The organism is Streptomyces sp. AC602_WCS936, from assembly GCF_019049125.1.
Taxonomy (GTDB): domain Bacteria; phylum Actinomycetota; class Actinomycetes; order Streptomycetales; family Streptomycetaceae; genus Streptomyces.
In genome coordinates, this window is the sequence record NZ_JAGMUF010000005.1 from 16646 (window position 1) to 35929 (window position 19284).

General features: G+C 71.7%; 19 protein-coding genes. 10 read left to right on the forward strand and 9 right to left on the reverse strand.

Features of this window, described 5'->3' with window-relative positions; all coding sequences use genetic code 11:
* Nucleotides 1–3: 3 nt before the first annotated feature.
* A complete protein-coding gene (gene pitH / locus KUM03_RS02085) occupies nt 4–1002 on the forward strand; it encodes a low-affinity phosphate transporter PitH (RefSeq protein WP_217245228.1) in 999 nt (332 codons plus the stop codon).
* Nucleotides 1003–1232: 230 nt separating this feature from the next.
* On the opposite strand, the gene pstB is transcribed toward pitH, so the two are convergent.
* The 7 genes from pstB to KUM03_RS02120 all read right to left on the reverse strand — a co-directional run bounded on the left by pstB (nt 1233) and on the right by KUM03_RS02120 (nt 9554).
* Nucleotides 1233–2009 (reverse strand): phosphate ABC transporter ATP-binding protein PstB, encoded by a 777-nt coding sequence (pstB, locus tag KUM03_RS02090; RefSeq protein WP_217245230.1) that lies wholly within the window; start codon nt 2007–2009, stop codon nt 1233–1235.
* 57 nt (nt 2010–2066) lie between these two features.
* Nucleotides 2067–3125, reverse strand: coding sequence for a phosphate ABC transporter permease PstA (gene pstA / locus KUM03_RS02095; protein ID WP_073729766.1), 1059 nt, complete (start codon nt 3123–3125; stop codon nt 2067–2069).
* On the reverse strand, nt 3122–4135 hold the full coding sequence (pstC, locus tag KUM03_RS02100; RefSeq protein ID WP_073729765.1) for a phosphate ABC transporter permease subunit PstC: 1014 nt from the start codon (nt 4133–4135) through the stop codon (nt 3122–3124). Before pstC ends, pstA begins: the two co-directional genes overlap by 4 nt.
* Nucleotides 4136–4259: 124 nt before the next feature.
* Nucleotides 4260–5387, reverse strand: coding sequence for a phosphate ABC transporter substrate-binding protein PstS (pstS, locus tag KUM03_RS02105; protein WP_217245233.1), 1128 nt, complete (start codon nt 5385–5387; stop codon nt 4260–4262).
* Between the two features lie 208 nt (nt 5388–5595).
* Complete coding sequence (locus tag KUM03_RS02110) at nt 5596–6033, reverse strand: NUDIX hydrolase (protein WP_217245235.1); 438 nt, start codon at nt 6031–6033, stop codon at nt 5596–5598.
* A gap of 31 nt (nt 6034–6064) precedes the next feature.
* Complete coding sequence (locus KUM03_RS02115) at nt 6065–7288, reverse strand: CHAD domain-containing protein (protein ID WP_217245238.1); 1224 nt, start codon at nt 7286–7288, stop codon at nt 6065–6067.
* Nucleotides 7269–9554 (reverse strand): RNA degradosome polyphosphate kinase, encoded by a 2286-nt coding sequence (locus KUM03_RS02120; protein WP_217245240.1) that lies wholly within the window; start codon nt 9552–9554, stop codon nt 7269–7271. The genes KUM03_RS02115 and KUM03_RS02120 overlap by 20 nt, the downstream gene beginning before the upstream one ends.
* A 198-nt stretch (nt 9555–9752) precedes the next feature.
* Here KUM03_RS02120 and KUM03_RS02125 point away from each other — a divergent pair, with 198 nt between their 5' ends.
* The 5 genes from KUM03_RS02125 to KUM03_RS02145 are packed head-to-tail and all read left to right on the forward strand — an operon-like array spanning nt 9753 to nt 14208.
* Nucleotides 9753–10295: an RNA polymerase sigma factor gene (locus tag KUM03_RS02125; RefSeq protein ID WP_217245242.1), complete on the forward strand. Its 543-nt coding sequence runs from the start codon at nt 9753–9755 to the stop codon at nt 10293–10295.
* Nucleotides 10292–11128, forward strand: a complete 837-nt coding sequence (locus tag KUM03_RS02130; protein ID WP_217245245.1) for a zf-HC2 domain-containing protein — start codon at nt 10292–10294, stop codon at nt 11126–11128. Before KUM03_RS02125 ends, KUM03_RS02130 begins: the two co-directional genes overlap by 4 nt.
* Before the next feature lie 55 nt (nt 11129–11183).
* Complete coding sequence (locus tag KUM03_RS02135; protein WP_217245246.1) at nt 11184–12053, forward strand: ABC transporter ATP-binding protein; 870 nt, start codon at nt 11184–11186, stop codon at nt 12051–12053.
* Complete coding sequence (locus KUM03_RS02140) at nt 12050–13579, forward strand: ABC transporter permease (RefSeq protein ID WP_217245247.1); 1530 nt, start codon at nt 12050–12052, stop codon at nt 13577–13579. The genes KUM03_RS02135 and KUM03_RS02140 overlap by 4 nt, the downstream gene beginning before the upstream one ends.
* The gene (locus KUM03_RS02145; protein ID WP_308406229.1) at nt 13576–14208 is read left to right on the forward strand and encodes an ABC transporter; all 633 of its coding nucleotides are present in this window, start codon (nt 13576–13578) and stop codon (nt 14206–14208) included. Before KUM03_RS02140 ends, KUM03_RS02145 begins: the two co-directional genes overlap by 4 nt.
* Before the next feature lie 7 nt (nt 14209–14215).
* On the opposite strand, the gene mshD is transcribed toward KUM03_RS02145, so the two are convergent.
* Nucleotides 14216–15145 carry a mycothiol synthase gene (mshD, locus tag KUM03_RS02150; protein ID WP_217245249.1) on the reverse strand — a complete coding sequence of 310 codons (930 nt, stop codon included), beginning with the start codon at nt 15143–15145 and terminating at the stop codon, nt 14216–14218.
* A 182-nt stretch (nt 15146–15327) separates the two neighbouring features.
* Between mshD and KUM03_RS02155 the strand changes: the two genes are divergently transcribed.
* Complete coding sequence (locus KUM03_RS02155) at nt 15328–17181, forward strand: bifunctional UDP-sugar hydrolase/5'-nucleotidase (RefSeq protein ID WP_217245251.1); 1854 nt, start codon at nt 15328–15330, stop codon at nt 17179–17181.
* A 164-nt stretch (nt 17182–17345) separates the two neighbouring features.
* On the opposite strand, the gene KUM03_RS02160 is transcribed toward KUM03_RS02155, so the two are convergent.
* Complete coding sequence (locus KUM03_RS02160) at nt 17346–17636, reverse strand: hypothetical protein (protein ID WP_217245253.1); 291 nt, start codon at nt 17634–17636, stop codon at nt 17346–17348.
* A gap of 126 nt (nt 17637–17762) precedes the next feature.
* On the opposite strand from KUM03_RS02160, the gene KUM03_RS02165 reads away from it, so the two are divergent.
* From KUM03_RS02165 to KUM03_RS02175, 3 genes are all read left to right on the forward strand, one after another.
* Complete coding sequence (locus KUM03_RS02165) at nt 17763–18587, forward strand: helix-turn-helix transcriptional regulator (protein WP_217245255.1); 825 nt, start codon at nt 17763–17765, stop codon at nt 18585–18587.
* The gene (locus KUM03_RS02170; RefSeq protein WP_217245257.1) at nt 18584–18787 is read left to right on the forward strand and encodes a DUF397 domain-containing protein; all 204 of its coding nucleotides are present in this window, start codon (nt 18584–18586) and stop codon (nt 18785–18787) included. The genes KUM03_RS02165 and KUM03_RS02170 overlap by 4 nt, the downstream gene beginning before the upstream one ends.
* 170 nt (nt 18788–18957) lie before the next feature.
* Entirely contained in the window at nt 18958–19230 is a 273-nt protein-coding gene (locus tag KUM03_RS02175) for an RDD family protein (RefSeq protein WP_217245341.1), read from the forward strand.
* The last annotated feature ends 54 nt before the right edge of the window (nt 19231–19284 follow it).

Consider the following 19284-nt stretch of genomic DNA (forward strand, 5'->3'; position numbering starts at 1 on the left):
TTCATGGACACCTTCGCACTGGTCGTGACCATCGGGGTCGCGCTCTTCTTCACGTATACGAACGGCTTCCACGACTCGGCGAACGCGATCGCGACGTCCGTGTCGACGCGCGCGCTGACGCCGCGGGCGGCGCTCGCGATGGCCGCCGTCATGAACCTCGCCGGCGCGTTCCTCGGCTCCGGGGTCGCCAAGACCGTCAGCGAGGGGCTGATCGAGACGCCCGAGGGCTCGAAGGGGATGGGGATTCTCTTCGCGGCGCTCGTGGGTGCCATCGTCTGGAATCTGATCACCTGGTACTTCGGGCTGCCGTCGTCCTCGTCGCACGCGCTGTTCGGCGGGATGGTGGGGGCCGCGCTGGCCGGGAGCACGACCGTGTACTGGCACGGGGTCGTCGACAAGATCGTCATTCCGATGTTCGTGTCGCCGGTGGTCGGTCTGATCGCCGGCTACCTGGTGATGACGGCCATCATGTGGATCTTCCGGCGGGCCAACCCGCACAAGGCCAAGCGGGGCTTCCGTATCGCGCAGACGGTGTCCGCGGCGGGTATGGCGCTGGGGCACGGTCTGCAGGACGCGCAGAAGACGATGGGCATCGTGGTGATGGCGCTGGTCATCGCCGATGTCGAGGACTACGGCGATCCCATTCCGGTGTGGGTGAAGATCGCGTGCGCGCTGATGCTGTCCGCGGGGACGTACGCGGGGGGCTGGCGGATCATGCGGACGCTGGGGCGGAAGATCATCGAGCTGGATCCGCCGCAGGGGTTCGCGGCGGAGACGACGGGGGCGTCGATCATGTTCGGGTCGGCGTTCCTGTTCCACGCGCCGATCTCGACGACGCATGTCATCACGTCGTCGATCATGGGTGTGGGGGCTACGAAGCGGGTGAATGCCGTGCGGTGGGGGGTTGCGCGGAACATCATCGTGGGGTGGTTCATCACGATGCCGGCGGCTGCGGTGGTGGCTGCCGGTTCGTTCTGGGTTGTGAATCTGGCGTTCCTCTAGGGAGTGCCCGGTGCTCGTGCGGGTCGGGGGTGGGTGCGCAGCCCGGCGTCGCGGGGTGCCGCTGCGCCCACCCGTGCCGCCCCAGCGGCACGAATGCCCGCAGCTACGCGGGCGCGGCTGCCTGCAGCTGGGTGCATGTAAGAGGGCCCGCCCCCGGTCGGGGGCGGGCCCTTTGTGCTCCTCGCGGTGGCACCGCCATGCAGCACCGCGAGGGGATCGGGGGTGGGGGTCTAGCCGAAGCGGCCGGAGATGTAGTCCTCCGTGGCCTGGACCGACGGGTTGGAGAAGATGCGCTCCGTCTCGTCGATCTCGATCAGCTTGCCGGGCTGGCCGACCGCCGCCAGGTTGAAGAACGCCGTGCGGTCGGAGACGCGCGCCGCCTGCTGCATGTTGTGCGTCACGATGACGATCGTGAAGCGCTCCTTCAGCTCGCCGATCAGGTCCTCGATGGCGAGGGTGGAGATCGGGTCCAGGGCGGAGCAGGGCTCGTCCATCAGGAGGACGTTCGGCTCGACGGCGATGGCGCGGGCGATGCACAGGCGCTGCTGCTGACCGCCGGAGAGGCCGGAGCCCGGCTTGTTGAGGCGGTCCTTCACCTCGTTCCAGAGGTTGGCGCCGCGCAGCGACTTCTCGACGACGTCGTCCATCTGGGACTTCTTGTACTTGCCGTTGAGCCTCAGGCCGGCCGCGACGTTGTCGTACACCGACATGGTCGGGAACGGGTTCGGGCGCTGGAAGACCATGCCGACCTCGCGGCGCACGGCCACCGGGTCGATGCCGGCGCCGTAGAGGTTCTCGTCGTCCAGCATGACCTTGCCGTCGACGCGGCCGCCGGGCGTGACCTCGTGCATGCGGTTGAGCGTGCGCAGGAAGGTGGACTTGCCGCAGCCGGAGGGGCCGATGAAGGCGGTCACGGAGCGGGGCTCGACGGTCATCGAGATGTCCTCGATGGCCAGGAAGGAGCCGTAGTAGGCGTTGAGGCCGCTGACGTCTATGCGCTTGGCCATGGGTATCACTTCTTCTTTCGCGTGTCCGGGTCGCTGACTGTTCTTGCTGCGGCCGCGTCAGCGACCCGTCTTCGGGGCCTTCCAGCGGGCGATCCCGCGGGCCACGAGGTTGAGGATCATGATGAACGCGATGAGCGTCAGGGCCGCCGCCCAGGCACGGTCGTAGGCGGGGTCGGAACCGGCGGTGTACTGGAGGTAGATGTACATCGGCAGCGATTCCTGCGGGTCCTGGAACGGGTTCGCGTTGATGAAGTCCGTGCCCCAGACCAGCAGCAGCACCGGTGCCGTCTCGCCGGTGATGCGGGCGATGGACAGCATGACGCCGGTGACGATGCCGCCGATCGACGTGGGCAGGACGACCTTCAGGATCGTGCGCCACTTCGGCACGCCGAGCGCCAGCGACGCCTCGCGCAGCTCGTTGGGGACGAGCTTGAGCATCTCCTCGGTGGAGCGGACGACCACCGGGATCATCAGGATGGACAGGGCGAACGAACCGGCGACGCCGGAGGGGCCCATGTCCAGGATGAGGACCCACAGGCTGAGGATGAACAGACCCGCGACGATCGACGGGATGCCCGTCATCACGTCCACGAAGAACGTGACCGCCTTGGCGAGCCGGCCCTTCCCGTACTCGACCAGGTAGATCGCGGTGAGCACACCGACCGGCACGGAGAACAGGGTGGCGAGGCCGACCTGCTCCAGGGTGCCGAGGATGGCGTGGTAGATGCCGCCGCCGGGCTCGTAGTCGGCGACCACACCCATCGAGTGGGTGAGGAAGTAGCCGTCGAGGACGTCGACGCCCCGCTTGACGGTCTCCCAGATCAGGGACAGCAGCGGGATCAGGGCCAGCAGGAACGCGACCCAGACCATGCTGGTCGCCACCCGGTCCTTGGCCTGCCGCCCGCCCTCGACACCCGCCGAGATGGCGTACGTGCCGCCGACGAAGAGGACCACGGCGATCAGGGCCCACTGGATGCTGCTGTTCAGCCCGGCCACGGTGCTGATGCCGAGGCCGGCGAGGGTCGCGCCGGCCGCGACCGCCCACGGGAACCACTTGGGCAGGGTGGCGCCGCGCAGCGAGCTGCGGCTCTTGGGGGTGAGGGTTGCGTGGCTCATGCGTTGGCCCCCGAGTACTCCTTGCGGCGAGCGATGATCATGCGGGCACCGCCGTTGACCAGCAGCGTGATGACGAACAGCACCAGACCGGAGGCGATCAGCGCGTCCCGGCCCATCACGGTCGCCTCGTTGAACTTGCTGGCGATGTTCTGGGCGAAGGTGCCGCCGCCCGGGTCGAGCAGGCTGGCGTTGATGTCGAAGGTCGGCGAGAGGACCATGGCCACGGCCATCGTCTCGCCGAGCGCGCGCCCGAGACCGAGCATCGAGGCGGAGATGATGCCGGAGCGGCCGAAGGGGATCACCGACATCCGGATGACCTCCCACCGCGTGGCGCCGAGGGCCAGGGCGGCCTCCTCGTGCATGCGCGGGACCTGCCGGAAGACCTCACGGCTGACGTTGGTGATGATCGGCAGGATCATGATCGCGAGCAGGACGCCCACGGTGAGCATCGAGCGCGGCGCGCCGCCGCTCCACTCGAAGATGCCGGTCCAGCCGAGGTACTCGTCCAGCCAGCCGAAGAGTCCGTCCATGTGCGGCACGAGGAAGAGCGCGCCCCACAGGCCGTAGACGATCGAGGGCACGGCGGCGAGCAGGTCGATCACGTACGCGATGACGCCGCCCAGCTTGCGGGGCGCGTAGTGCGTGATGAACAGGGCGATGCCGACCGAGATCGGGACGGCGATGGCCATCGCGATGACCGACGACACGACGGTGCCGTAGACCAGGACGGCGATGCCGAACTGCGGCGGGTCGCCGCTGGGGTTCCACTCGAAGCTGGTGAGGAAGTTGGCCTCGTTCTCGCTGATGGCGAGGGTGGCGCGGTAGGTGAGGAAGGCCGCGATGGCGGCCATGATGGCCAGCACCAGGATGCCGGACCCGCGGGAGAGCCCGAGGAAGACCCGGTCGCCGGGGCGGGTGGCGCCGCGGGTGGCGCGCTTGCCGTCCTTGCCGGGGGGCTGGTGCGGTACGGGGGCTGCTGCTGGCTTCTGGGGATCAGTGGTTATGTCCATCGGGTTCTCCGGTCTGCGGAGCCGCCGCTGTGACGGCGGCTCGGGCGGAGCCCGTCGGGCTCCTGGCGGCGGTGCACCGGACGGTGCGGTCCGGTCCCCGGTCGGGGGCCGGACCGCACTCGGGTCAGCTCAGGCCCGAGATGGTCTCGCGGACCTTGGTGATGATCTCGGTGGGCATCGGGGCGTAGCCGGCGTCCTTCAGCAGGCCCTGGCCGTCCTCCGAGGCGATGTAGTTGAGGAAGGACTTGGTGGCGGGCAGGGTCTCGGCCTTGTTGCCCTTGTCGCAGACGATCTCGTACGTGACGAGGACGATCGGGTAGGCGCCGTCCGCTTCCGGCGTGTAGTCCAGCTCCAGCGCGAGGTCCTTGCCGGTGCCGACGATCTTGGCGGCGCCGATGGCGGCGGTGGCGTTGTCGACGGTGGCCTTGACCGGCTCGGCGGCCTCGGTCTTGATGTCGACGGTCTTGATGCCGCCCTTGGCGTACGACAGCTCGAAGTACGAGATGGCGCCCGGCGTCTGCTTCACCTGGCCGGCCAGACCGGAGGAGCCCTGCGCGGACTGGCCGCCCTTGGCCTCCCAGGACTTGCCCGGCTCGTACTTCCAGGCGTCGGGCGCGGCGGCCTTGAGGTACTTGGTGAAGTTGTCGGTGGTGCCGGACTCGTCCGAGCGGTGGAAGGCCTGGATCTTCAGGTCGGGCAGCTTGGCGTCGGGGTTGAGCTTGGCGATCGCCTCGTCGTTCCAGTTGGTGATCTGGCTGTCGAAGATCTTGGCGAGCGTCGGGGCGTCCAGGGCGAGGGTGTCGACGCCCGGGACGTTGAAGCCGACGGCGATGGGGCCGCCGACCATCGGCAGGTCGATGGCCTGGCCGTCCTTGCAGACCTTCTTCGACGCCTCGATCTCGTCCGGCTTCAGCGCGGAGTCCGAGCCGGCGAACGCGGTCTGGCCCTGCGTGAAGGCGGTGATGCCCGCGCCGGAGCCGGTCGGGTTGTAGTTGATCTGGACGCCGTTGCAGGCCGCGACGTACTGCTTGACCCAGGCGTCGATCGCGTTCTTCTGCGCGGAGGAACCGGAGGCCTGGAGCTGGCCCTTGGCGTCGTCGCAGTTGATGTTGCTGTTGGCGGCGTTGCTGGCGTCGCCGCCGTTGCTGTTGCCGCCGGTGTCGTCGGAGCCGCACGCCGTGAGGGCCAGGGCGCCGGAGACGGCGAGAGCACCGAGAGCGAGGGCCCGCCGGTTCTTGCGCTGAAGCTTCACTTGAGGGAGTTCCTTCCAGGAGCCGCCGTCCTGAATTCGGCGGCGTGCGAGGACTGCGATGAAGACTGGTGGATACGGACGCCTTCTCGGGATGCGTCCCGTATCGGTAAGGCCGAAATTAGGCAGAACAGGTGAAGCCGCCGATGGCCGTAAATGAACGCGGGGTGAACCCCTGTGGTCGGTGCGGTGAGGTCACGGAACGCTTACGTCAAGGACACGGAGTGGTCCCGGGCGGGAGCGTGGCGAGGAGGGCGTCGACGAGGGGGCGGTCGCCGGGCCGGGTGAGGCGGGCGCGGGCCTCCGCGGGCGCCAGCCACAGGATGCGGTCGACCTCGTCGGACGGGGTGAAGGCGCCGGTCGTGGCCGCCGCCGCCCAGTAGCGGACCTCCTTGGGGCGGCCGTCGGCGAGGTAGCGCACGCGGGGCAGCTCGGCGCCGGGCGCGGCGGCGTACCCCGTCTCCTCCGCCACCTCGCGCAGGGCGCCCGCGAGCGGGTCCTCGCCGCGCTTGAGCTTGCCCTTCGGGTGCGACCAGTCGTCGTACTTCGGCCGGTGGACGAGGCACAGCTCCAGGCCGGGCGGGCGGGGGGAGCGGCGCCACAGGACGCAGCCGGCCGCGCGGACGGTGGGGACCTCGTCGGGGCTCACGGTGTGTGTCGCCTCCAGTGCTGCGACGGGTCTACGGCAGCCGGATGGGCTCCTTGCGCCAGCTGTGCTGGAACGCGTACCTCGCCGCCTCCACCTCATGCCGCTGGTCGGCGTGGAGCACGCCGAGCGCGTACGCCGTCGCGGGCGCGATGCGCGGCGTGCGGGCGGCCTGGGCGGCGGCAGCGGCGGCCTCGGAGGCGTCGCGGTGGCGGTCCAGGGCCTCGCCGGCCGCCAGGAGGCGTACGTCCGTGCCGCCGCCGTCGGTCCGGCCAGCTCCGTCGGTCCCGTCGGTCCCGTCGGCGTGCTCGCCGGACAGCACCTCGAGCGCGTACCGGTGCAGGCGCAGGAGCAGGCGGACCTGGTGCCACTGGGTGTCCTGGGGGTGGGGCGCCGGGTCCGGGGAGAGGCCGTGGATCAGGGCCTGGGCGTTGTACGGATTGCCCGCGGTGACCAGCGGGAGCGCGGCCACGGCGTCGGTGAGGCGGTCCCGCGCCGCGGCGGCCAGGGGGCGCAGGTCGGTGGTGGACGCCGTGGTGTCCTTCAGCGGCACCTCGCTGGCCAGTAGGGCGACCTTGTCGGCGACCGCGTGGAAGCGGCTGCTGCCCAGCGCCTGGAGGGCCGTGGAGTGCGCCCGGGTGCGGGCCAGGGTCAGCTGGCGGTCGAGCAGCGCGCCCGCCTTGGCCGCGCCCACGGTGAGGCTGCCGCGGTCGGCCGGGGACGGGCGGGTGGGGGCGAGGGGCGCGGGGGAGTCCGCGCCGGTGGGCGCGGACACGGTGGCGGTGGTGCGGCCCGCCTGCTGCTGGGTGGGGAACAGCGCCGTCCCCGACAGCCGGTGCAGGGCCTGGAGCAGGCGTTCCAGGCGGGACGCGTACGCGTGCTCCAGCGCCAGCGTGCCGGACAGCCACGCCAGCTCGGGGCGCATGGACTCGGCCCACTCGGCGTCCAGCAGCGGCTGGAAGGTGTGCAGGGTGCCGCTGAGGCGGCGGGCCGCGCGGCGCAGGGCGCGGGCCGCGTCGACGGGGCCGTCGGAGGCGGAGGCCCCGTCCGGGCCGTGTGCTCCGGCTCCGCGCGCCCCGGCTCCCTGGCCCCCGGTCGCGTGCGCGCCCGCGCCGGTCTCCCGGTGCAGGCGCAGGGCGCGGAGGAACTCCGTGGCCTGGGCGCGCAGGTAGCTCGCGAGGGCGTCACCGCCCGCGGGCACCGGCGGTGGCCCGGCGGCGGCCGCGGGGTCCGTCGGTTCAAGGTGTTGCTTTGCCACGCCGGCGCCTCCGGGCGTCAATGAGCATCTCCTGGACGTTGCGCAGGGGCTGGCCGTCCGGGTCCGTCGCGTGCCGCGTCCACTCGCCGTCCGAGCCGAGGTGCCAGGACGCGGTGGAGTCGGACATGCCGGTCTCCAGCAGCCGGTTCAGGGCCGCCCGGTGGGCCGGGTCGACGACCCTGACCAGGGCCTCTATCCGGCGGTCGAGGTTGCGGTGCATCATGTCGGCGCTGCCGAACCAGACCTCCGGCTCGCCGCCGTTGCCGAAGGCGAAGACACGGGAGTGCTCCAGGAAGCGGCCGAGGACGGAACGGACCCGGATGTTCTCCGACAGGCCCGCCACGTCCGGGCGCAGCGCGCAGATCCCGCGCACCCACACGTCGACCGGGACGCCCGCCTGGGACGCGCGGTAGCAGGCGTCGATCACGGCCTCGTCGACCATCGAGTTGACCTTGATGCGGATGTAGGCGGGACGGCCGGCGCGGTGGTGCTGGATCTCCTTGTGGATGCGGGAGACCAGGCCGTCGCGCAGGGACTTCGGCGCGACGAGGAGACGGCGGTAGGTCTCGCGCCGGGAGTAGCCGGAGAGCCGGTTGAACAGGTCGGAGAGGTCCGCGCCGACCTGCGGGTCGGCGGTGAGCAGGCCCAGGTCCTCGTAGAGGCGGGCCGTCTTCGGGTGGTAGTTGCCGGTGCCGACGTGGCTGTAGCGGCGCAGCGTCTCGCCCTCCTGGCGGACCACCAGCGACAGCTTGCAGTGGGTCTTCAGGCCGACCAGCCCGTAGACGACGTGGCAGCCGGCCTCCTCCAGCTTGCGGGCCCACTTGATGTTCGCGTGCTCGTCGAAGCGTGCCTTGATCTCGACCAGCACCAGGACCTGCTTGCCGGCCTCGGCGGCCTCGATGAGCGCGTCGACTATCGGGGAGTCGCCCGAGGTCCGGTACAGCGTCTGCTTGATCGCCAGGACGTCCGGGTCGGTGGCCGCCTGCTCCAGGAACGCCTGCACGGAGGTGGAGAAGGAGTCGTACGGGTGGTGCAGGAGGACGTCGCGGCTGCGCAGGGCGGCGAAGATGTCCGGCGCGGAGGCGGACTCCACCTCCGCGAGGTCGCGGTGGGTGCCGGCGACGAACTTCGGGTACTTCAGCTCGGGCCGGTCCAGGCCGTGGATGCGGAAGAGGCCGGTGAGGTCGAGCGGGCCCGGTAGCGGGTAGACCTCGGCCTCGCTGACCTTCAGCTCACGCACGAGGAGGTCCAGGACCTCGCGGTCGATGGACTCCTCGACCTCCAGGCGCACCGGCGGGCCGAAGCGGCGCCGCATCAGCTCCTTCTCCAGCGCCTTGAGGAGGTTCTCGGCGTCGTCCTCCTCCACCTCCAGGTCCTCGTTGCGGGTGACGCGGAAGGCGTGGCTCTCCAGGACCTCCATGCCCGGGAACAGCTCCTCCAGGTGGGCGGCGATGACGTCCTCGATGGGGACGAAGCGGCCCGGGGAGGCCTCCAGGAAGCGGGAGAGCAGCGGGGGGACCTTGACGCGGGCGAAGTGGCGGTGGCCGGTGACCGGGTTGCGGACGACGACCGCGAGGTTCAGGGAGAGGCCCGAGATGTACGGGAAGGGGTGCGCCGGGTCGACGGCGAGGGGGGTGAGGACCGGGAAGATCTGGTGCCGGAAGAGGGTGAACAGGCGGGCCTGCTCCTTCTCCGCCAGCTCCTTCCAGCGGACCAGGTGGATGCCCTCCTCGGCGAGGGAGGGGGCGACGTCCTCCTGGAAGCAGGCGGCGTGCCGGGCCATCAGCTCACGCGAGCGCGCCCAGATCATCTCCAGCACCTCGCGGGGCTGGAGGCCGGAGGCGGAACGGGTGGCGACGCCGGCGGCGATGCGGCGCTTCAGTCCGGCGACGCGGACCATGAAGAACTCGTCCAGGTTGCTGGCGAAGATCGCGAGGAAGTTGGCGCGCTCCAGGACGGGCGTGTTCGGGTCCTCGGCCAGTTCGAGCACGCGTTCGTTGAACGCGAGCCAGCTGCGCTCCCGGTCCAGGAAACGCCCCTGCGGGAGCTTGGTGCCGTCCGCCTGGAGCCCCTGGGACTCCTCCGACTCCTCGTACGCGTCGAGGTCGGCGTCGATGTCCGGTTCCAGGTCGGAGACGGTCGCGGCCACGGTGTGCGGGCGGTGCGCGGCGATGGAGCCCACGGAGGGCTGCGGGTGCTGCGCGTGCGCCGCCGACGGCGCGGACTGCGGGTGCTGGACCTCTGCCTGGGTGTTCGGCTGCCTCATGAACCCATTCTTCCGCGCAGCGCGCAGTCCAGGCGCGTCGGAAGGCGCGTGATGCCCTGCTCCTGGTTGCTCCGGCACGGTCGGCTGCATTCGGTGAGCGTCGCAAGGCAGTCTGAATCGATGGTTACGGGGACATGACGTCTGGGATAGCGCGGTGCGATCGTGAACCGCCGGCCCCGCCCCGTGCGATGAGGAGACGTGAGCGAAACGAGAAGCGACGGCGAGCTGCTGCGGGCCGTCGCCGCCGACGGCGACCGGCGTGCCTTCGAGGAGCTGTACCGCCGCTACGCACCCTGGCTGACCGCCCGCATGCGCGGCCGCTGCGCCGACTCCGGGATCGTCGACGACGTCGTACAGGAGACGTTCCTGGCGGTGTGGCGGGGCAGCGCGCGCTACCGGGAGGACGGGGACGTGGCCGGGTGGCTGTGGCGGATCGGGTCCCGGCGCCTGATCGACGTGATGCGGGGCGACGGCGCCCGGGGCCGGCTGCGGCAGGCGCTGGCGCGGCTGCGGCACCGGGACGAGGCCTCGGCGGAGGAACGGGTGCTGGCCGGGGTGGAGCACGGCGACCTCGCCGGGGCGCTCGTCCGCCTCTCGCCGGAACTGCGCGCGGTGCTCCAGGCCACCGTCATCGACGGGCTGACCACCCGCGAGGCGGCCGTCCTGCTCGGCATCCCGCCGGGCACGGTCAAGACACGGGCGATGCGGGCCCGCCGACAGCTGCGGGAGGCGCTGGCATGACCTGGCACGTTGACGAGGCCGACCTGCGGGCCTATGCCCGGGGCGAGCTGGCGGCGCCCGCGCTGTGGTCCGCCGACGCCCACCTGACCGCCTGCGCCCACTGCCGCGCCGCCCTCGCCGGGGTGAGCGACCCCGCCGCCCTGGACGCCGGCTGGGAACGGCTCGACGCCGAGCTGGACGCCCCGAGGCCGGGGTGGTTCGAGGGCCTGCTGGTGCGGTGCGGCGTCGGTGACGGCACCGCGCGGCTGCTCGCCGCCACCCCCGTCCTGCGCCGCTCCTGGCTCGGCGCGGTCGCCGCCGTACTGCTGACGACGTTCCTCGTCGCCTACGCGGCGGGCGCCTCCGGCACGCCCACCCTCTTCCTCGCCGCCGCCCCGCTGCTGCCGCTGGCCTCGGTGGCGCTCGCGTACGGGCCCGCGCTGGACCCGACGTACGAGATGGCCGTCGTCTCGCCGCTGCACGGCTTCCGGCTGCTGATGATCCGCACGGTCGCCGTGCTCTCCGTAGCGCTGGGCGTGGGCGGGCTGGCGAGCCTGGCCATGCCGGGGTACGGACTGCGGGCGCTGGCCTGGCTGCTGCCCGGGCTCGCCCTGACCGCGACCGGCCTGGCGCTGACGCCCCGGCTGGGGCCGGTGGCCGCGCCGTCCGTCGTGGCGGGGGCGTGGGTGGCGGTACTGCTGGCCGCGGACGCGGCGGGTCCGGCCGGGGACGACCCGCTGGCGCCGTTCACGGCGGCCGGGCAGGGCGTGTCCGGGCTGGTGGCCGTGCTGGGCGCCGGGCTGCTGTTCCTGTTGCGTGACCGGTTCGACGTGTCCGCGCGCGGTGTCGCGTGAGCGCCGTCCTCTCCCCTCACTTCTTCCACTGGAACCTCTCGCACGGGAGTGCCGTATGACCCCCACCGTTTCCGCCTCCGGGCTCAGCCTCTCCTACGGCCGGACCCGCGCCCTCGACGACGTGTCGCTGCGGCTCACCCCGGGCGTCACCGGGCTGCTCGGACCCAACGGCGCCGGGAAGACCACCCTGCTGCGGGTGCTCGCCACCGCCGTGCCCGCCGACCGGGGCGCGTTCACCGTGCTCGGGCACGACCCGGGGAGCGCGCGCGGGCGCCAGGAGGTGCGGCGGCGGCTCGGCTACCTGCCGCAGACGCCCGGCTTCCATCCGGACTTCACCGCGTTCGAGTTCGTCGACTACGTCGCCGTACTGAAGGAGATGACGGGCCGTGCCGCCCGCCACCGCGAGGTGCGGCGCGTGCTGGAGGAGGTCGGCCTGGGCGACGTGCGCGGACGGAAGATCAAGAAGTTGTCCGGCGGGATGCGGCAGCGGGTCGCGCTCGCGGCCGCGCTGGTCGGCGACCCCGGGTTCCTCGTGCTCGACGAGCCGACCGTGGGCCTGGACCCGGAGCAGCGGATGCGCTTCCGGGAGCTGATCGCCGGCGCGGGCGAGGGCCGCACGGTGCTGCTCTCCACCCACCAGACCGAGGACGTGGCGATGCTCTGCCACCGGGTCGTCGTCATGGCCGCCGGCGCGGTGCGCTTCGACGGCACCCCGGCCGAGCTGACGGCACGGGCCGCCGGACGCGTGTGGAGCGGCGCGGCGCGCGACGCGGGGGCGAAGGCCGGGTGGCGCTCGGGCGACGGGTCGTTCCGGAACGTGGGTGATCCGCCCGAGGGGGCCGAGCTGGTCGAGCCCACGCTCGAGGACGGCTACCTGCTCGCCCTCGACGGCGCCGCCGGCACGGACGCGGAGGTGGCCGCGTGAGCGCCGTACTGACGACGACCGCCCCGGATGCGGACGCCGTGAACGCCGGGCCCCGCGGGGCGGGCGCGAAGGCCGTGTTCGCCCTCGCGCGCGTCGAGGCGCGCCGGATGCTGACGAGCATCCCCGTCGTGCTGGTCTTCCTCGGCTACGTCGCCTGGATCGTGTGGCGCGGCCGCAGCGCCTGGGACGGCTACCCGGCCCTTCAGGACGCCGACCGCGCCACCCAGAGCATGCCGATGTTCGTCGGCCTGGCGGTCCTGGTCGGCGTCAACTTCGCGATGCTGCGGTCCCAGCGGCACGGTACGGAGCACCACTTCGCCGTGCTGGTCCTGCCCGCCTGGCAACGTACGGTCGCCCACGCGCTGTCCGTCGTACCGGCCGCCCTGCTCACCGCCGTGTGCGTGGCCGGGCAGTTCACCTGGACGGCGCTCAAGCCGGGCGCGGTCGGGCACGGTTCGCCCTCCGAACTGGCCGTCGGACCGCTGACGGTGCTGCTGTTCGGCATGCTCGGGGTGCTGCTGGCGCGGGTGCTGCGGTCGCCGCTCGCCGGACCGCTCACGGTGGTGCTGCTGCTCTTCGCCTTCGTGCTCGGTACGGGACCCAGCGGCGCGGACGGCACGTCCTGGCTCTCGCCGGTCGTCGCCTCGATCAGCGGCGACACCCTGCCCTCCGAGCTGCTGGGCCGGCCCGCCGCCTGGCACGCCCTCTACCTGACGGGCGCGGCCCTGTTCGCCGCCTTCCTCGCCGTCCTCCTCGCCGGCGGGCGGAACCTGGCCGTCCGTGCGGGCACCGCCCTGGCCCTCGCGCTGGCCGTGACGGGCGGCGTCCTCCAGGCCCGGGGCGTGGCGCCGTCGCCGGAGCTGACCGCGGCCCGGGAACGTGCCTCGGTGCGGCCGGAGCAGACCTGCGTGGAGCGGGGCGGGTCGACGTACTGCGCCTTCGACGAGTGGGTCCCCCGCGTCGGTACCTGGGCCGGTGTCGTCGAGCGGGTCCAGTCCCTGGCGGGCGGTACCGCGGGGGAGCGGCGGATCGTCGTACGGCAGCGGATCGACGCCCGGTACGGGCTGGAGGGCGACGCCGCGATCCCCGCGCTCACCGAGCCCGGCCAGGTGACCGTGGGCACCGCCTGGGGCGGCAACCGCGTCCCCGAGTTCTCCAGCGCCGTCGCCGCCGTGCTCGTCGCGGGAACGGAGGCGGCCGGGAGCGAGCTCTGCGACGGGCGGATGGTCACCGTCATGTGGCTGTCCCTCGCCTGGCAGGACGACCCGATGGACGCCCTGCGCCGGGTCCGGCTCGACGACAGCGTGAGGGGTTCGGCCATCGTCCTGTCGCCCACCGACCCGCTGAGCATGACGGAGGGCCAGACGGACGTCGTACGGCGGCTGCTGGAGAACCCGCCGACCGGGGTCGGGCAGCGGGTGAAGGAGCACTGGGCCGAGCTGACCGCCTCGGGCGTCACCACGGCGCGCGCAGCCGAACTGCTCGGTGTGAAGGGGCCGGACAAGGCGGACTCGTGCGAGGAGTGACGCGAGCCCTGGTCGTCCCCGTGTGGCGCACGCTGCCGTGGCCGGCCCTGGCCGCCGCCGGAGCGCTCGGCCTGCTGGCCGCGGCCACGCCCGCCCTGACGGGCGCGGAACCCGCCCCCTGGCAGACGCTGATCCTGCTGCGGGGCGTCGCGCTCATCGGCGCGCTCGGCCTGGCCTTCCTCCTGGACGACCCGGCCCGCCACATCACCACGCCCGTCCCCGTCCCGCGCCCGCTGCGGCAGGCGCTGCGGGTGGCCTTGGTCGCCCCGCTCGCCGCCCTGTGGTGGACGGCCGTACTGCTGATCGCCCCGTCGGCGTCCCGGCCCCCGGCCGGTGACATCACCCTGGAGGCGGCGGCGGTGGGCGTGCTGGCCCTCGCGGCCGCCGCGACCGCGATACGGCTGACGGACGAGGCACGCCCCGGCCCGGCGGTCGTGGCGGCCCTGCTGCTGGCGGCCGTCGCCGCGCCCCTGCTGGCGCCGGAGGGCTGGGCGCTGTTCGTCCCGGCCGAGGACCCGCGGTGGCCCGAGGCCCACGACCGGTGGGCGGTGCTGCTGGCGGCGACGGCCGTGGCGTGGGCGGTGTGCGGCCCGGAGCCGGTAGGGCGGCGCGGCAGGCGCGCCCGGTGAGGCCGCCTCAGGTCTCCGTGCGGTACATCAGGTCCGTCTCGTGGGTGGTGAACCCGAGGCGTTCGTAGACGGACACCGCCGCCGTGTTGTCGGCGTCGACATACAGCATCGCCGTGGGCAGCCCGCGCTCCGCCAGGTGCCGCAGCCCGATCGTGGTCAGCGCCTTGCCGAGGCCGCCGCCCTGGGTGTCGGGGCGGATGCCGAGGACGTACACCTCACCGAGCCGCTCCTCGGCGTGCACCTTGGTCCAGTGGAAGCCGATCAGCTCTCCGTCCCGCTCCGCCAGGAAGAACCCCTCCGGGTCGAACCACGCCTCGGCCTTGCGGTCGTCGAGGTCCCGCTGCGTGAGCGAGCCCTGCTCGGGGTGGTGGGCGAAGGCGGCGGCGTTCACGGCGAGCCACGCCGCGTCGTCCCGGCCGGGCACGAAGGTCCGCACGGTCACGCCCTCGGGCAGGCGCGGATCGGGCAGCTCCAGGTCGGCCAACGGACGCCGCATCTGCCGCAGTTCGCGGAAGAGGGTCAGCCCCAGCACCTGCGCGAGGTGCCGGGCGGCGGAGTGGCCGCCGTGCGCCCAGATCCGCAGCCGCTTGCCCGAGGCGGCGAGCAGCGCGGAGCCCAGCGCCCGCCCGTGTCCCTGCCCCCGGTGCGAGGGGTGGACGACCAGCTCGGCGGCCGGGGGCTCGATCGGGTCGGTGCCCTCCAGTTGGGCGTAGCCGACGAGTTCGCCGCCGTCGACGGTGAGCAGCAGGTGCGAGACACCCTCCCGCGCCGGACCGCGCAGTTGCAGCCGCCCCTGCTCGGACACGGCCTGCTGACCGTCGTACCGGGCGGCCTCGGCGAGCAGGGCGAGGACGGCTTCGGTCTGCTCCGGGGTGAGTGCGGAGAGGGTGTCGATCGAACGGGAGCGGCCGGGCCGCACGGTGTCGTCGCTGGTCATGCGTACGAGGGTAAAGGGCGGGCGCGGCAAAGCGGCGGTGGTCGGCGCGGACGGGCCGACCGGGACGTACACCAGGCTGTGACCAGGAACCCCCTGTCGCGCTACGCGCGTTGACTCTAGGCTGTCGCGCCGGCGGGCCGTCTCCTCAGCGGCTCGCGTCACGCACACCCACAGGGGGGCGCATGCCAGCCACAGCACAGTCGCACCATCCGCGCCGCGGACGCCGTACGACCCGTCTCCTCGCCGCTGCCGCCACCGTCGTCACCGCGGGCGCGCTCGCCGCGGCGACACTGCCGGCGTCGGCGAGCACGGCCGGGAACCACCGGGGCCACGGCGGCCATGGAGGCCATGGAGGCCATGGAGGCCACGGCCATGGTCACGGCCGCTACCAGGACGTCCAGCTCCTCTCCTTCAACGACCTGCACGGCAACCTCGAACCGCCCGCCGGCTCCTCCGGCCGGGTCACCGAGATCCAGCCGGACGGCACGACGGAGACGATCGACGCGGGCGGCATCGAGTACCTGGCCACCCACCTGCGCGAGGCCCGCAAGGGCAACCGCTACTCCATCACCGCCGCAGGCGGCGACATGGTCGGCGCGTCCCCCCTCCTCTCCGGCCTCTTCCACGACGAGCCGACCATCGAGGCGCTGAACAAGCTGGACCTTGACGTGACGAGCGTCGGCAACCACGAGTTCGACGAGGGGGCCAAGGAACTGGCCCGCCTCCAGAACGGCGGCTGCCACCCCACCGAGGGCTGCTACACCGACAAGGAGTTCAAGGGCGCCGACTTCCCGTACCTGGCGGCGAACGTCCTCGACGAGAAGACGAAGAAGCCCATCCTGAAGCCCTACTGGGTGTGGAAGCAGCGGGGCGTCAAGGTCGGCTTCATCGGCGTGACCCTGGAGGGCACCCCGGACATCGTCTCGGCGGAGGGCGTCAAGGGCCTTGCCTTCAAGGACGAGGTCGAGACGATCAACAAGTACGCCAAGGTGCTCCGGCGCCAGGGCGTGAAGTCCATCGTCGCCCTGATCCACGAGGGCGGCTTCCCGGCCTCCTCCTCCTACAACTACGACTGCGACTCCCCGGGCGCGGGCGACGGCATCTCCGGCCCGATCGCCGACATCGCGAAGAACGTGACGCCCCAGGTGGACGCGCTGGTCACCGGCCACACCCACGCGGCGTACGTCTGCACGATCCCCGACCCGGCGGGCAAGCCCCGCATGGTCACCTCGGCGTCGTCCTTCGGCCGCCTCTACACGGACACGACGCTGACCTACGACCGCGCGACGGGTGACATCGCCCGTACGGCCGTGAAGTCGGCGAACCACGTCGTCACGCGGGACGTCCCGAAGGCCCCGGACATGACCCGCCTGATCGACAAGTGGAGCACCCTGGCCGCCCCGATCGGCAACCGCGCGATCGGCTACGTCTCCGGCGACATCGACCGCACCGGCACCGAGTCCCCGCTCGGCGACCTGATCGCCGACGCGCAGCTCGCGTACGGCAGGTCCCAGGACCCGGAGACCGACCTGGCCCTGATGAACCCGGGCGGCATCCGGGCCCCGTTGACCTACGCCGCCTCGGGCGCCGAGGGCGACGGAGTCGTCACCTACGCCGAGGGCTTCACCGTCCAGCCCTTCGCCAACACGGTGAACCTGAAGGACTACACGGGCGCCCAGCTCATCCAGATCCTCAAGGAGCAGGTGACCGGCCCGAACGAGGCCTCCCCGAAGATCCTCCAGATCTCCTCCGGCCTCACCTACACCCTGGACCTGACCAAGTCCGGCGCGGACCGGGTGCTGACGGACTCCATCCGCCTCAACGGCGCGCCCATCGACCCGTCGGCCACCTACCGCGTCGCCTCCAACAGCTTCCTCGCGGGCGGCGGCGACGGCTTCCCCACGCTGAACGAGGGTACGAACGAACTGGTCGGAGCGGACGACCTGACGGCCCTGGAGCAGTACCTGACGGCCAACTCGTCAGCCGGCGACCCGATCGCCCCGCCGGCGGCGGACCGGATCACGATCGTGCAGTAGGCGCTACGCGTCTGGGAGAGGGGCCCGGAATCCGCACGGGGTGCGGACGCCGGGCCCCTCTGTGTTGCCCCGAAGCGTGAACACTCAGCCGCGAACTGTCCTCGCCGCGCTCACATGAGCTCACGACCAACAGACGACCCGTGACTGTCCTCGCCGTGAAGATGTCACTGGCGACCCATCTCGATCCGCGCTCCCCGGCTGACCGCGACCCGGAGCACGTCCTGAAGCGCCTCGGTCGCCCTCACCAACGCGAACCGCACCGCCCGCTCCCCGGCCCGCCGGTCCCCGAGCACGGCCCTGGCCCCGGCGAGGACCTGCTCCCCCGACTCCACCTGCGCCTCCTCGATGTCGTCCGCGAGCCGGGAGAGCCGGCTGTCGTCGTTGTCGGTGCTCAGGTAGCAGGGGTTGCCTTGAGGGGTGGTCCAGGGGAGGAGGCGGAGTGGAGGAGCGGCCATCGTGCTTGTCCCTTCGGTTGCCGAGCAGGCGTGATTACGTTTCGTGCCGCGATCGTCACTCGCCGCGCGTACGCTGCGAAAGGGGGTCGGCGTTGTCCGCGCCCCGGGGCAACAGGGAGGGGTGACGTGGTCGAACAGGTTGACGGGCAGGGCGAGTCGGGCCGCTCGGTGTTGGGGCGAACGCTTCGCTTCCTGCGTGAGAAGGAAGGCAAGTCGCTCGGACAGTTGGCCGACGAGTCCGGATACGACAAGAGCTACCTGAGTCGCCTGGAGTCAGGTGAGCGGCTGTCCAAGGTGACGGTCATGGAGGACCTCGACGGGTACTACGGGGCCAGTGGGCTGTTGGTGAGCCTCTGGAAGATGGCCCGGATCGATGCCTTCAAGGACAAGTACAAGGAGTACATGCGCTTGGAGGCGGCAGCGCGCGTCATCCACGTCTACGCTCCTGGCATCCCGGGGTTGTTGCAGACCGAGGACTTCGCCCGAGAGGTGTTGTCCGGCCCTCAGGCAACGGAGGAACGCGAGGTCGTCGACGAGCAAGTGGCCGCACGCCTGGGACGACAACTGCTGCTGCGCAGGAACCCGGCACCCAGCGTCCGTTTCATCATCGACGAGCTGGCCCTCCGCAGGACCTCCGCCAGCACCAAGACCTGGCTGGATCAACTGGCTCATGTTGAGATGGCTGCCCAAGAGCCCCACGTGGTCGTCCAGGTGCTGCCGTTCTCCGCCGGTGTGCATCACCTCATGGGCAAGGGATCACTGACTCTTCTGCGCCAGGCGGACGGAAGTTCCGTGGCTTACACGGAAGGTGGCAGCAGCGGTGTGTTGATGGACGATCCGGACGACGTCCTGTGCCACAGCTTGTCCTACGATCGGCTCCGGGATCTGGCGCTGTCCCCGTCGGACTCGCTGGCGTTCATCAAGGACGTACTGGAGGAGCACCGATCATGAAGTACACCCCCGACCTCAGCACCGCTGCCTGGCGCAAGTCGACCTACAGCGACGGGGGCGCCAACAACTGCGTCGAGGTCGCCGACGGTTACCCCGCCCTCGTACCGGTCCGGGACAGCAAGGTGCAGGGTGGGCAGGTACTGCTGTTCGGCTCGGCGCCGTGGAAGGCGTTCGTGGCGGGGGTGAAGGGCGGCGTCTGAAGAGAGGCGCGGCAGCCACACTGAGCCACCCAACGGGGGACCCGTCTCGGCGCGCGTGTACTGGACTTCATCATCTGGTTCGCCGGGTACTTCGTCACGGGCGTGCTTCCGATGATGATCCTTCGGCGCGGCCATGAGGGCGATGACGCGGCCGGCGCGATGCTGTACAGCTGGTTCGTCGCTTCGTATCTCTCTACTTCCCGTTCTGCGTAGTCGAGTTCGGATCGACGCTGGGCAAGCGCGTCTGCGGGATCCGGGTCGTGCGTCGCGGCTCGGGACGCAACATCGGCTTCGGGCGCGCGCTGGTCCGGGAGATCTCCTGGCCGGTCTTCTCCCTCGTCCCCGTCCTCGGCCTGCTGAACTCGCTGTGGTGCTGCTGGGACCGGCCGTACCAGCAGTGTCTGCACGACAAGTTGCCGGACACCGTGGTCGTGGATCGCTGAGACCGGGTGGCTGCCGCCATGTGGAGGGTGCTGTGGAGTCAAGTCGACGGAGCA